This is a genomic window from Amycolatopsis acidicola (assembly GCF_007713735.2).
GTDB lineage: Bacteria > Actinomycetota > Actinomycetes > Mycobacteriales > Pseudonocardiaceae > Amycolatopsis_E > Amycolatopsis_E acidicola.
On sequence record NZ_VMNW02000030.1, the window covers coordinates 47,985 to 60,372 of the forward strand.

16 protein-coding genes are annotated in these 12,388 nt (G+C 68.4%); 8 read left to right on the forward strand and 8 right to left on the reverse strand.

The window, feature by feature from the left end:
* The first annotated feature begins 40 nt into the window (after positions 1–40).
* Positions 41–748 (forward strand): SAM-dependent methyltransferase, encoded by a 708-nt coding sequence (locus FPZ12_RS20770; RefSeq protein ID WP_144747558.1) that lies wholly within the window; start codon positions 41–43, stop codon positions 746–748.
* A gap of 4 nt (positions 749–752) precedes the next feature.
* On the opposite strand, the gene dctA is transcribed toward FPZ12_RS20770, so the two are convergent.
* The 5 genes from dctA to FPZ12_RS20790 form a co-directional block, all read right to left on the reverse strand.
* Positions 753–2,060: a C4-dicarboxylate transporter DctA gene (gene dctA / locus FPZ12_RS20775; protein WP_144747559.1), complete on the reverse strand. Its 1,308-nt coding sequence runs from the start codon at positions 2,058–2,060 to the stop codon at positions 753–755.
* A gap of 794 nt (positions 2,061–2,854) precedes the next feature.
* Positions 2,855–3,685: a phosphotransferase family protein gene (locus FPZ12_RS20780; protein ID WP_144747560.1), complete on the reverse strand. Its 831-nt coding sequence runs from the start codon at positions 3,683–3,685 to the stop codon at positions 2,855–2,857.
* 82 nt (positions 3,686–3,767) lie between these two features.
* Positions 3,768–3,890 (reverse strand): hypothetical protein, encoded by a 123-nt coding sequence (locus FPZ12_RS46885; RefSeq protein WP_279537826.1) that lies wholly within the window; start codon positions 3,888–3,890, stop codon positions 3,768–3,770.
* A 28-nt stretch (positions 3,891–3,918) separates the two neighbouring features.
* A complete protein-coding gene (locus FPZ12_RS46890; RefSeq protein ID WP_279537827.1) occupies positions 3,919–4,041 on the reverse strand; it encodes a hypothetical protein in 123 nt (40 codons plus the stop codon).
* A 346-nt stretch (positions 4,042–4,387) separates the two neighbouring features.
* On the reverse strand, positions 4,388–5,194 hold the full coding sequence (locus FPZ12_RS20790; protein WP_208025931.1) for an alpha/beta fold hydrolase: 807 nt from the start codon (positions 5,192–5,194) through the stop codon (positions 4,388–4,390).
* A gap of 100 nt (positions 5,195–5,294) precedes the next feature.
* Between FPZ12_RS20790 and FPZ12_RS20795 the strand changes: the two genes are divergently transcribed.
* The gene (locus FPZ12_RS20795; RefSeq protein ID WP_144747561.1) at positions 5,295–5,663 is read left to right on the forward strand and encodes a winged helix-turn-helix transcriptional regulator; all 369 of its coding nucleotides are present in this window, start codon (positions 5,295–5,297) and stop codon (positions 5,661–5,663) included.
* Positions 5,664–5,759: 96 nt separating this feature from the next.
* A complete protein-coding gene (locus tag FPZ12_RS20800) occupies positions 5,760–6,101 on the forward strand; it encodes a hypothetical protein (protein WP_144747562.1) in 342 nt (113 codons plus the stop codon).
* A 4-nt stretch (positions 6,102–6,105) separates the two neighbouring features.
* Here FPZ12_RS20800 and FPZ12_RS20805 read toward each other — a convergent pair whose 3' ends face one another.
* Positions 6,106–6,594: a signal peptidase II gene (locus FPZ12_RS20805; RefSeq protein ID WP_144747563.1), complete on the reverse strand. Its 489-nt coding sequence runs from the start codon at positions 6,592–6,594 to the stop codon at positions 6,106–6,108.
* A gap of 58 nt (positions 6,595–6,652) precedes the next feature.
* Here FPZ12_RS20805 and FPZ12_RS20810 point away from each other — a divergent pair, with 58 nt between their 5' ends.
* Positions 6,653–7,330, forward strand: coding sequence for a haloacid dehalogenase type II (locus tag FPZ12_RS20810; protein ID WP_144747564.1), 678 nt, complete (start codon positions 6,653–6,655; stop codon positions 7,328–7,330).
* On the opposite strand, the gene FPZ12_RS20815 is transcribed toward FPZ12_RS20810, so the two are convergent.
* Complete coding sequence (locus tag FPZ12_RS20815; RefSeq protein WP_144747565.1) at positions 7,314–7,898, reverse strand: TetR/AcrR family transcriptional regulator; 585 nt, start codon at positions 7,896–7,898, stop codon at positions 7,314–7,316. The two genes, FPZ12_RS20810 and FPZ12_RS20815, sit on opposite strands and share 17 nt — an antisense overlap.
* Before the next feature lie 104 nt (positions 7,899–8,002).
* On the opposite strand from FPZ12_RS20815, the gene FPZ12_RS20820 reads away from it, so the two are divergent.
* Positions 8,003–8,449 (forward strand): cupin domain-containing protein, encoded by a 447-nt coding sequence (locus tag FPZ12_RS20820; RefSeq protein WP_144747566.1) that lies wholly within the window; start codon positions 8,003–8,005, stop codon positions 8,447–8,449.
* A 14-nt stretch (positions 8,450–8,463) separates the two neighbouring features.
* Complete coding sequence (locus FPZ12_RS20825; protein ID WP_144747567.1) at positions 8,464–9,225, forward strand: alpha/beta fold hydrolase; 762 nt, start codon at positions 8,464–8,466, stop codon at positions 9,223–9,225.
* A 1-nt stretch (position 9,226) separates the two neighbouring features.
* Here the strand turns inward: FPZ12_RS20825 and FPZ12_RS20830 are convergent, their stop codons facing one another.
* Entirely contained in the window at positions 9,227–10,339 is a 1,113-nt protein-coding gene (locus tag FPZ12_RS20830; protein WP_144747568.1) for a CaiB/BaiF CoA transferase family protein, read from the reverse strand.
* Between the two features lie 82 nt (positions 10,340–10,421).
* Here FPZ12_RS20830 and FPZ12_RS20835 point away from each other — a divergent pair, with 82 nt between their 5' ends.
* Together FPZ12_RS20835 and FPZ12_RS20840 are read left to right on the forward strand one after the other, a co-directional pair.
* Positions 10,422–11,591 carry an acyl-CoA dehydrogenase family protein gene (locus FPZ12_RS20835; protein ID WP_144747569.1) on the forward strand — a complete coding sequence of 390 codons (1,170 nt, stop codon included), beginning with the start codon at positions 10,422–10,424 and terminating at the stop codon, positions 11,589–11,591.
* A 25-nt stretch (positions 11,592–11,616) separates the two neighbouring features.
* Entirely contained in the window at positions 11,617–12,276 is a 660-nt protein-coding gene (locus tag FPZ12_RS20840; protein ID WP_144747570.1) for a GntR family transcriptional regulator, read from the forward strand.
* Positions 12,277–12,388: the final 112 nt, after the last annotated feature.

Genomic DNA, 12,388 nt, shown 5'->3' on the forward strand with positions numbered 1-12,388 from the left:
CTAGTGTGAGTGCCTTCACACTGTTTTGGGAGGGGTCGCGATGGAAGCGGGAGAGGGCGACCCCCACGCGCCGGTCGGCGTCGACACCGTGTGGGCTGACGTCGCGCTGACGAACCGGGCGTTCCTCACCAGGGCGGTGCGGTTCCTGGCGACGCGGACCGGTGTGAGCCAGCTCCTCGACTGCGGCTCCGGCCTGCTCACCGCGGAGAACGTGCACCAGGTCGCGCGGTTCAACGCGGAGACGCGGGTCATCTACGTCGACAACGACCCCACCGTCATTGCGCAAGGGCGCGCCCTGCTGGCCGGCAACGAGCAGGCCGAGTTCGTCGACGGCGACATCTTCGAGCCCCGCGCCCTCCTCGAGCACCCGGTGGTGCGGTCGCGGCTGGACTGGACCCAGCCGATAGCGCTGTTCCAGGTCGGGACGCTGTACCACCACAAGGGCGACCGGGCCGCGGCCGAGATCATGCGCGAGTACGTCGACGCGCTGCCGTCCGGTTCGTACGTCGTGCTCTCGCACCTGCTCGACCCCGGGACCGAGGACACCAAGGTCGCGCTCGGCGGCGCGGCCTGGCGAACCCGCGCGGAGATCGCGGAACTGTTCCACGGCCTGGAGATCGTCCAGCCGAACCGGTCCGCCGAGCCCGGCGTCGTCGAGCTGGTCGACTGGTGGCCTGACGGGCCGATGCTCAAACCCCGCACCCTCGGGCACCGGATGATCGCCGGCGGCGTCGCCCGCAAACCCTGACGACCTATCCGGCCTCCACCCGTTCCGGCTCTTCCTGCTCGGCGGGTTCCTCGTCGAGCGTCGGGTTGGCGTAGTAGGAGCGGAACTTCGCCATGTCGAAGGACTTCTCCCATTTGGCGATCGCGATCGTCGCCACGGTGTTGCCGACCAGGTTGGTGAGCGAGCGGACCTCGGACATGAACCGGTCGACCCCGATGAGCAGGCCGAGCCCGCCCATCGGCAGCGTCTGCACGGACTGCAGCGTCGCGCTGAGCTTCACGAAACCGAGCCCGGACACGCCCGCCCCGCCCTTCGAGGTGAACAGCAGCACGGCGAGCAGCGCCAGCTGCTGCCCGAGGGACAGCGGGCTGTCCGTGGCGTGGGAGATGAACAGCACGGACAGGGACATGTAGATCGCCGTGCCGTCCATGTTGAAGCTGTAGCCTGCCGGGATCACCAGGCCCACCACGGACTTCTCGCATCCGGCGCGCTCCAGTTTCGCGAGCAGCCTCGGCAGCGCCACCTCGGACGACGACGTCCCGAGCACGAGCACCAGCTCGTCCCGGATCAGGCGGATGATCTTGAAGATGGACAGCCCGCAGAACCCGGAGATGGCCCCGAGCACGACCACCACGAACACGATCGCCGTCGCGTAGACGAGCAGCACGAAGTAGAACAGGCTGAGCAAGGTCGCGCTGCCGTAGGTGCTGACGGTGTAACACATCGCGCCGAACGCGCCGAACGGCGCCAGCCGCATCACGAAGCCGAGCATCTTGAAGAACAGCTGCTGCCCTTCGGTGATCAGCTTCATCGTGGTGGGCACCTTCTTGCCCAGCAGCAGCGCGGCCACCCCGAACGCGAGCGAGAGGATCAGGATCTGCAGGATCTCGCCGTCGGCGAAGGCGCTGAAGAACGTGTCGGGGATCAGGTCCTGCAGGAACCCGACGATGCCGCCGGACTTCTGCGCCGTCTGCTGGTAGCCGGCGACCTGGGAGGTGACCTCGTGCGACGCGTGCAGCCCGGAGCCCGGCGCGAGGACGTTGCCGATCACCAGCCCGATCACGAGCGCGAGCGTGCTGACGACCTCGAAGTACACGAAGGCCTTCACGACCACGCGGCCCAGCTTGCCGAGGTTGCTGATCTGGGCGAGGCCCTGCACGACCGTGAAGAAGATGATCGGCCCGATCAGCACCTTGAGGATGGAGACGAACGCGTCGCCCAGTGGTTTGAGTCCGGCACCGAACTCCGGCCAGATCAGGCCGACGACGACGGCCAGCACGATCGCGATCAGGACCTGGACGTAGAGCGGACGCACCGCCGCGACCAGTTTCATCGGGCTCCTCACTCGCGCGCACCACGGACACCGGCGCGCCGGGGCGGGCGACGGTGTGCTCGGGGCAGCAGGGAATCCGGGCGGAAACCGCCCGGGGTCAACTGATGGAGGGTGTCGAGCGCGGGGCGCTCACCGCTGCACGCGGTCGGGAGGCTTCCCTGTTCTGGTCACGGCGCCCCACTTCCACCTCTTTGTGAACAGTATGTTGGACTAGATTGTTAACAATTTAGCCGACACACGTCAAGAGATCTTGGCGGGAAACTTTCCGCCGCCTTGTCGGGTTTCCATGGCATCGGGTCGGCGGGTTGTTCAACCCGACACCAGCTCCGCGCGCTCGCGGGCGCCCGCGAGCCGTGGTCGACCATCGCCGCCTCCAGCAGTTTCGCCTCAGCCCCGGCCGGGCTCGTTCCCTTGACCAGATCTCGCGACGAACCCGTGCGTGGCGATCAGCTCCTGCACCGGCGCCGCTCCACCACCCCCGTTCGCCCCCCACTGGGCGACCTCGTCGGCGGTCGCGGTCGGTCCCTTTCCGTTGGTGCCAGCGACAAGCCCGCGCGCGGGAGAGGCGTGCGGCCTCAGCGCCGGGCCAGGTCCTCGTTGTGCCGCCCCAACAACGGCAGCCGCTCTTCGCAGCTGGCCGTCGACAAGCCCACCGTTCCCGCTCGCGCGCAGCGTGCGCTGTTCGAAGCGATTCTCGAGACCCAGCAACGGCTTTCGGCCTGCGGGCCGGGGTCTGCTGCTCGTCTAGCCGGGCCTGCAAGGGTTTCCGGGTTTGGCGCCGTGCCCGGCGACGGTCACGCCACCAGCACGTCCGCGATCATCCTGCGACCCTGCTCCTCGAAGGCCGTGTCCCCCACCTGGTAGGCCCACGACACGGTCCCGATCGCCTCGCGGACCAGATTTCGTTGCCACGCACGGCTTTCCCTTGGGTCCTCGCCGTAGCCGGCCAGGAAAGACCGCTCCAGCAAGGGATCCGCGCGGAACTGCTGCACGGAGAGCCGGGCGAAATCCGTGAACGCCGGGCGCAGCTCGGACCGGCCGAAGTCGATCACGCGTACCTGGCCCTCGTGGACGAGCCAGTTCCGCGGCTGCCAGTCACCATGCGTGGGCACCAGCACGCTCGCCGGCACCGGCCACGCCTCGATCATCGCCCGCAGCCGCGCGGCGTCCTCGACCGCGATCCGGTTCGGCCTGTTCAGCCACCACAACGATTTCGCGTTGGCCTTCGCCTCGAAATGCGCGTCCTCGACCGCGAACTGCGCGTGCAACCGGGCCAGCAGCTCACCGGCCTGGAAGTAGACCTCCTGGCGGCTCTCGTCCGCGCTGCCCTCCACCAGTGTGCCCGGCAGGTACCGCGTCACCAGCAGTTTCGCGTCCTCGTCGGCGTGCACGAGCTGCGGCGCGCGCCCCAGCGAAGCCCACGGTGCGAGCCATTCGCGGTGCGCGTGCACCTCGCGGGCCAGGTGGTGATCTTTGTCGTCGGCGGCCTTCACGATGTACCGCGCGCCCTCGTGGGTCAGCTCCAGCACCGTCGTGCCCACCAGCCCCCAGCTGTGGTCCCGCGCCACGGCCGCGCCGGGAAACCACTGGTCCAGCAGCTCACGTTGCCTGCCGGTGATCGCCATGCGGACAGCCTACTGCCGCGGCCCCGGATCGCGACCCTCGACGCGGACTATTCCGGCCGCGTGCCCCGGCTCCCGCCCGTGATCACCGGCAGAAGGGCTCCGCGCCGGCGGCCGAGGCGATCCCGTGCACGATCATCTTCTGGAAGTGCACCGCACCATCCCAAGTGGACGTATTGGTGAAGGCCTCGTGCCCGAGCGTGGTCACCCACGATCTCCGGAACCGCACGGTCGCATCAGGACACGACCGCCGCCGCGGTTTCGTTGAGCAGGCTCACGCCTTCCGGGATCAGCAGAACGTGGCGGCCGCGCACCGGGCGAACTCCAGCCGCACCCGCGGCACAGCCCCGGCGTCGCATCGGGGTTCATTCGCGCCCCGCATAGTCGACGGCGTCCAGCAGTGACCACCGCACGTCGCATTTTGAACGCCAGCGAGCGAATCCCCGCGTCCTGCTCGGCGCGGGGCACGCAGTGTTCAAGCACCAGCCCCAGCGTGAAAGCGCTTTCTCCGCGCGCCGCCGGGATCCGCTGATCGAAGTACGCGAAGGTCGCGCGCTCGATCCAGTCGTAGTGCGTGCGCCACCTCGTGCCGTACTACCCACACCTCCGGAACCACCAACACCACCGGCACCACCCGCACCACCCGCACCACCCGCACCACCCGCACCGAGGCAACGTACCTTCTGGTTCCTTGCCTCGGGCCCGTCAAGCCGCGGCCAGGAAAGGCACCAGAATGTCCAGGAGTTCGCCCGGCCGGTCCACCGGGATGATGTGGCCACAGTCCGGAATCAGGTGCCCGGCGAGCTCGTCGGCAACCGGCCGCAGCTGCCGTTCCAGCGCCCGGCCGACCGGATCCGCGCCGATCGCCAGCGTGGGCATGGTGAGCCGATGGCCGGCGATCTGGCGCGCGCTCCCGGGAAGGGCGCGGTAGAAGGAAAAAGCGCAGCGGAGCGCTTCCTCGCCCGCATAGGCGTCGGCGAACGCGTCACGGAGTTCCGGCGACACTCCCCTGCCTCTCGTACCGGCCTTCAGGAAGAAGTCGATGTACTCGGCCTCATGTCCAATGAGGACGGACTCGGCAAGGCCGGGGACGGCGTGGAACCCGAACCACCAAGGTTTCGCGAAGTCTTCGGCGCCGGGCAGTCCACCCAGCACGGCTTCCATGAGTACGAGCTTGCGCACCCGTTCTGGTTTGCGCGCTGCCAGCAGGAACGCGACGGGCGCACCCGCGTCGATTCCGACCACGGCCGCGGTGGGTTCGCCGAGAGCATCGAGGAGCCCGCCGATGTCTGCCGCCAGCGTGCCCGCGTCGTAGCCATCCGGTGCGCGGGTGCTGGCCCCGAATCCGCGCAGATCCGGGGCGATCACACGGTGGGTTCGCGACAGCGGGCCGATGATCTCGTCCCACAACCGCCAGGTGTGCGGAAATCCATGCACCAGCACGACTGCCGGGCCACTGCCCGCCGTCGCCACATTGAGGTGGATTCCGTTGGTCGCGATCCGCTCGGGCACGGTTCTCCTCCATGTTGGTCACCAATGGTTACCATGGCACCGTAAGAAACCACGGACGTGCCGCCAAGACGGCACTTTGGCGACAGGTGGTGAGGTCCAGGTGACCACGTTGAAGCGCGGGGACCTGTTCGACCCGGCGTGCCCGACCCGCAAGCTGCTCGACCGCATCGGGACGAAGTGGACGTCGATGGCGGTCAAGGTGCTCGCCGAGGACGCCCTGCGGGAGGTGCGGTTCGCGGACCTGCGCCGGCGAATGCCGGGCGTCTCGCAGAAGATGCTGTCGGTGACGCTGCAAAGCCTGGTCCGCGACGGCCTGGTCGCGCGCCGCGTGGAGCCCACGGTGCCGCCGCGCGTGCACTACCGGCTCACGGAACTGGGTCTGTCACTGGAAGTTCCCCTCGCCGCCCTCCGGGAATGGGCGGAAAAGCACATGGCCGAGATCGACCGCGCGAACACTGCCGACTGCTAGATTCCTCCGGTGACAAGGAATCCGCGACAAACCGCTCGCTGAGGAATTGCTGTCCGCTTGCCGGAATCATCGCACCTGAATCTCCTGGGGGCGCCGATGGACGAGACCAGCCCGCACATCCACGTCGATCACAAGGTGCTGGAGAGCGGCCCCGAGATCCGGAACCTCGTCGCCTCGACGTTCGGGCGCACACCGGACGAGCCAAGTGTCGTCACGACCGGATGCGGGATCCAGGTGCCCTACGCGATGACCTCACCCCGGCCCGAAAGCGTCACTTGCCTGGCCTGCCGGGAACACGCGCACACGGAGTACCTGCGCTACGCCGACGAGATCGAACGGCTGGGCCGCGGCCCGATGCCCGGCGTGAACGTCACCGGCGCACAGCTGGGCGAGGCGGTGGCACGGTTGCGGGATCTGGCGCGCAGGTTCGCCCGCTGAGGCGCTACGCGGATTCCTCCCGGTCCGGCTTCCGCAGGCCCGACAGCGCCAGCAACACGGCGCCGCACACCAGCGCGATATCCGCGACATTGCCGACGAACCAGCCGTTGTAGTCGATGAAGTCGACGACGTGCCCGCGGCCGAAACCGGGCTCGCGGAACAGCCGATCGAGCAAGTGGGTCGTGGCGCCGCCCAGGAGCAGTCCGACAAGCACCGCACGGTACTTGGGCTGCGGCCGTGTGAGGTACCACAGCAGCCACACCACCGCGATAGCCGCGACGATCGTGAAGATCCACGTCGATCCGACACCGATCGAGAACGCCGCGCCGGAGTTGTAGAGCAGCCGGAACTGGAGGAACTCGCCGAGAACCTGGATCGGAGCACGGCCCGCAAGCGTTTGCACCGCCCAGAGTTTCGTCGCCTGGTCGAGCAGGAGCACGAGCGTCGCGACGCCCAGCCCGAGCCACAGCCTGCGAACCGGTGCGCTGTCCATCTGTGCCAGCCTAGCCCGCTACCGTCACCATCAAGCGCCAGTACGAAAGGGAACCGCGGTGACCGAGCTTCGCGACATCGACGTGATCGTCTTCGACGTGCTCGGCACGTTGGTGGACGAACCCAGCGGGCTCCGCGCGGCCATCCGCGAAGCAGCCCCGGAAGCGGATCAGGAGAGGCTGCTTGCCTTGTGGCAGCAGCACATCGCGACCGAACAGGGCCGCATCGCGCAAGGCCTGCGCGAGTACGCCAGCAGCGAAGTGATCGACGCCGAGGCCGCGCAGCTGGTAGCCGACACTGCGGGGCTCAACGACCAGGCGGCCATCGCCCGGCTCGCGACAGCAGGCCAGCGCCTCCCCGCCTGGAGCGACTCCGTCGCCGGGCTCGGCCAGCTCTCGCAGCGCCGACCAGTGCTCGCGCTTTCCAACGCCGGACACACGGCCTTGTTGCGGCTCAATGCCCACGCCGGTTTGCGCTGGCACCAGGCCCTGTCCAGCGAAACCGTCCAGGCCTACAAACCGGCGCCGGAGATCTACCGGCTCGCCCTCGCCACCGCCGGCTGCCCGGCCGACCGCGTGCTCATGGTCGCCGCCCACGCCTGGGACCTCCGCGGGGCGCAGTCACAAGGCATGCGCACCGCGTACGTCCACCGTCCAGTCGGGGATCCGCCGCGGCCTTCCGACGTTTTCGACGGGCAGTTCGAGAATCTCGGCGAATTGATCACCTCCTTGCGGTAGCTGCTTCGGTCAATGTCTTCGCTGTCCGGACGGCGCTCGCGACCGCGTCATCCGGGCTGAGGCCGCACAGGTCGGTCAAGGTGAACAGCGCCTCCGCGCTCACCACGATCGCCAAGTCCTGCTTCAGCTGAGTAAGCGTGTCCGAGTCGAGCCACCCACACGGCCTGAACACGTAGTCGATCACGCCGAACCGGATCCCGGGCCGGGTCTTCGCGGAGTCGGGACGGTTGACCGTGGCCGCGATCATCGCCCGCACCGCGCCCTCGCGAGCGAGAATGCCCCGAAGCAGGAATTCACATCCGAAGCCCACCCGCTCGACCGGGTCCTCGGAGTCCAGCGACGAAAAAGCCTCCTCGGGTGAAGGCCAGGCACCCGCCAGTGCCTCGCTGATCAACGAAGGCAGGTCCGGAAAATACCGGTACGCCGTGGCTTCCGAGACCAGCGCCGCACGCGCTATCTCGGGCATCGTCACCTCGGCGCCCGTGTCGATCAGTTCTCTCGCCGCTTCCAAAATCGCCATGCGGGTGCGCTGTTTCTGGTTGGTCCGCCCGGCGCCCAACTCACTCATGAAGACATCATAGCACCAAACTCTCGTCATGAGAGAGCACTTGCACGAACGCCTCGAGTCAGGCTAGTCTCATGAGAGTCAACTCTTACGAAGGAGGAAAACCCATGAGCGAAGTGTCGGTGGTCGGCCCGGACGACGGTGAGGCGATCCAGCTCGGCCCCACCCGGATGCGCATCCTCGAGGACGGCAGCACGACAGGCCACCGGCTGGGCATCGGCGAGATCACGATCGCCCCGCACACCGAAGGCCCGCCACAGCACCGCCACGCCCAGCATGACGAAGGCTTCTACGTCGTAGCCGGAACCGTGCATTTCACTATCGGGGACACCACCCACGTGGCCCCGGCAGGCACGCTCGCGATGGTTCCGCCCGGCGCCCCGCACACCTTCGCCAACCACGGGGACACGCCCGCGGTCGTGCTCAACACCTTCACGCCCGACCTCTACGTCCAGTACTTCCGCGACCTGCGCGACATGATCGCCGGCGGCCAGGAGCTCACGCCCGAGTCGACGATCGCCGTGATGAGCCGCTACTCCACCACCCCGGCGTGATCCAAGGAGCCTGCATGGAACTCACTCTCGAAGAACGCACCGTCGACCTGACCATCGACGTCCAGGGCGGCGAAGTCCAAGGCAGCGAAGGAAAGACCTTCCTTCTCCTGCACGGAGGCGGCGGCTCGAAAACCGTCGCGATGTTCGCGAACCTGCTCGCCCGGCAACCCGCGAAGGTGGTCACGCCCGTCCACCCCGGATTCGACGGCACCGCCCGCCCCAGCTGGCTGAACGACGTCCCGACGCTCGCCCGTCTCTACGCCCGACTGCTGGAGACCCTTGACCTGCAAGACGTTGCGGTCATCGGGAACTCCATCGGCGGTTGGATCGCTGCCGAGCTCGCGGCGCTCGGCAGCGCGAGAATCAGCAGCCTCACGCTCGCAAACGCGGTCGGCATCGAGGTGCCCGGCCACCCCATCGCCGACACCTTCGGCCTGACGCCGGCCGAGCTCGCCCAGCTGTCCTTCCACGACGCTTCGAAATTCCCGACACCACCCGAAAACACCGCCAACAAGGAGGTTCTCGAACTTTATGCGGGCCCACACGAAATGGCCGATCCCAGTCTCGAAGCGCGGCTCGCCAAGATCACCTGCCCCACCCTCGTCGCCTGGGGTGAAAGCGACCAGGTGGTGGATGCCGACTACGGGCGCGCCTACGCGAAAGCGATCCCCGGCGCGGAGTTCCGCCTCCTGCCCGGCTCCGGCCACCTGCCACAGATCGAAACGCCGACGGAATTCCGGGACGTGCTGTGGGAGTTCGCGGTGGGCCACCGGTGAGCTACCCGGGCAATCCGGGTGGCGCCGAGCGGTACACCACCGGCGTCTCCGAATACCGCACTGGATTGCGCGGCACCTTGACCGTGGTGCCGTCGGGGCGCGGCAGCTCGACAACGGGGTCGAGGCCGAGCTGGTCGGCGAGTGCGAAAGCGCCCGCGATGTCGTTGACCACGCCGGCGGGCACGCGCGCCGCGGTGAGTTCTTCCGTCCACTCCGCGGCTTCCCGTGTCGCGAGCAGGCGGACGAGCTCGGCGTGCAGCTCTCCGCGATGGGCCACGCGATCCGGGTTGGTGGCGAAGCGACTGTCACCGGCCAGCTCCGGTGCGCCGAGAACCTTGCACAGCGCGGAAAACTGGCGGTCGTTGCCAACAGCGAGCACGAGGTTCCCGTCCGCGCAAGGCATCAGCTCGTACGGGGCGATGCTCGGGTGCCTGTTGCCCATCCGGTGGGCGACGACCCCGCCGGAAGTGAACGCCGTGGCCTGATTGACCAGACTCGAAAGGAGACAGGAGAACAGATCGACGTCGATACGCTGGCCGCGCCCGGTGTCGCGCCGGTGGTGCAGCGCGGCGAGGATCCCGTTGGTGGCGAACAAACCCGTGAGCACGTCGACCACCGCCACACCCACCTTCTGCGGTTCGCCCCCGGGCTCCCCGGTCACGCTCATCAGCCCACCCAGCGCCTGGATCAGCAGGTCGTACCCGGGCATCGTGGCCCCGGCACCCTGGCCGAACCCGGTGATCGAGCAATAGACCAGGCCGGGGTTCCCCGGGTAGAGCTGCTCGTAGTCCAGCCCGAACTCCGCCATCAGGCCCGGTCGGAAGTTCTCGACCACCACGTCGGCTTCCGACGCCAGCCGTCGCGCCTCGACCCTGTCGTGCTCGTCGGTGAGGTCGAGCACGACGGAGTCCTTGCCGCGGTTGACCGACTGAAAGTAGGTGGCCTGCCCCGCCGCGTCGTAGGGCGGACCCCAGCTGCGGGTGTCGTCGCCGCTGCCGGGGCGCTCCACCTTGGTGACGACGGCGCCGAGGTCGGCCAGCTGCATAGTCGCGAACGGCCCGGCCAGGATCCGCGAGAAGTCCAGCACCCGGAGGTTGTCAAGCGGCGAAGCCATGTGCCACCATCCCTTGCGTCGATTTTCGAAAATCGAAAAAAGACTACGAGTGATCACCTCGAGGGGCAAGGAGAAGACGGCGATGCCCGCTGCGACCGATCCACTGGACTTCCTCTCCGTCGACACGATGCTGTCCGACGAGGAGCGCGACATCCGCGACACCGTGCGCGCGTTCGTCCGCGACCGGGTGGTGCCGGAGGTCGGCGAGTGGTTCGAGCAGGGCGGTCTCCCCCGCGAGTTGGTGGGCGAACTGGGCAAACTGGGCCTGCTCGGGATGCACCTGGAGGGCTACGGCTGCGCGGGCACCAGCGCCACCGCCTACGGGCTGGCGTGCCTCGAGCTGGAGGCGGGCGACAGCGGTATCCGGAGCCTCGTGTCGGTGCAGGGCTCGCTCGCGATGTTCGCGATCCACCGCTGGGGTTCGGAGGAACAGAAGCAGGAGTGGTTGCCGCGGATGGCCGCGGGGGAGGCCGTCGGCTGCTTCGGGCTGACCGAGCCGGACTCCGGGTCCGACCCGGGTTCGATGCGCACCTACGCCCGGCGCGACGGCGAGGACTGGGTGCTGCGCGGGCAGAAGATGTGGATCACCAACGGTTCCTGGGCGGACGTCGCGGTGGTGTGGGCGCGCACCGACGAGGGCGTGCGTGGGTTCCTTGTCCCCAAGGGCACCAAGGGGTTCACCACCCGCGACATCCACCGGAAGATGTCGCTGCGCGCGTCGGTCACCTCCGAGCTGATCCTCGACGAGGTCCGGTTGCCCGCTTCGGCGATGCTGCCGGGCGCGACCTCGCTGCGCGGCCCGCTGTCCTGCCTGAACGAAGCCCGGTACGGCATCGTGTGGGGCGTGGCCGGGGCCGCCCGCGCTTGTCTGGAAGCCGCGCTCGACTACAGCACCACGCGGGTCCAGTTCGGTAAACCGATCGCGGCTTTCCAGATCCAGCAACAGAAACTGGCGACGATGGCATTGGAGGTCAACCGCGCGACCTTGCTCTCGCTGCACCTCGGGCGGCTCAAGGACTCAGGGCGACTGCGGCCGGATCACGTGAGCATGGGCAAGCTGGGCAACGTGAACGCGGCGCTCGACGTGGCCCGCAACGCCCGGCAGGTCCTCGGCGCCAACGGGATCACGCTGGAGTACCCGGTGATGCGGCACCTGACCAACCTGGAGACCGTGGTCACCTACGAGGGCACCGCGGACGTGCACGCCCTGGTCATCGGCGGCGCGCTGACCGGGATCGACGCCTTCCGGTAGCCCGGCAGGGATAGAGTCTCCCCCGATGAGCACGCGCCCCGACGGACCGGGAACCACGACGCAGCACGCACTCGACGAGCTGCGGCGGTCCATCGTCGCGGGCGACTACCGGCCGGGGCAGCGCGTGCTGCAGGAGGAGATCGCCGCCCGCCTCGGCACCAGTCTCGCGCCCGTGCGCGAGGCGCTGCGGGCGCTGGAGCAGGAAGGCCAGGTCGTCTACCGGCCGCGCCGCGGGTACTTCATCACCGAGCTGAACGTCGCCGACCTCCAGGAAATCTATGCCCTGCGCGCGCTCCTGGAGGAACGCGCCGTCCGCGCCACCCTGCCGGCGCTGGACGAGGACGCCGTCGAGCGGATCGCCCTGGCGGCACGGGACTGCGCGGACGCGGCGAAGCACGGCGACGTGGCCGCCGAGCTGGCCGCCAACCGGCGGTTCCACTTCGGCATGCTGGAGTCCCCGGAGCAGACGCACACCATGCGGCTGATCCGGCTGCTGTGGGATTCCACCGAGGCTTACCGGGCGATGTACTACAACTCCCCCGAAGAGCGCGCGACCACCGTGGCGGCGCACGACGACATCCTGGACGCCGTGCGCCGCAAGGCGATCGACGAGGTGGTCACCGCTCTCGACGAGCACCGCACCCGCGCGCTCAAGGTGCTGACAGGGATCCTCAGCGCGGACTGAACCGCCAACGCAAACGCCGACGGTGCTCACGGGGATCCTGACCGCGGGCCGAGCCAGCCCACGCGAAAGCCGAAGATGCTCACCGAGATCCCGAACTCGGCCAGAGCCAGCT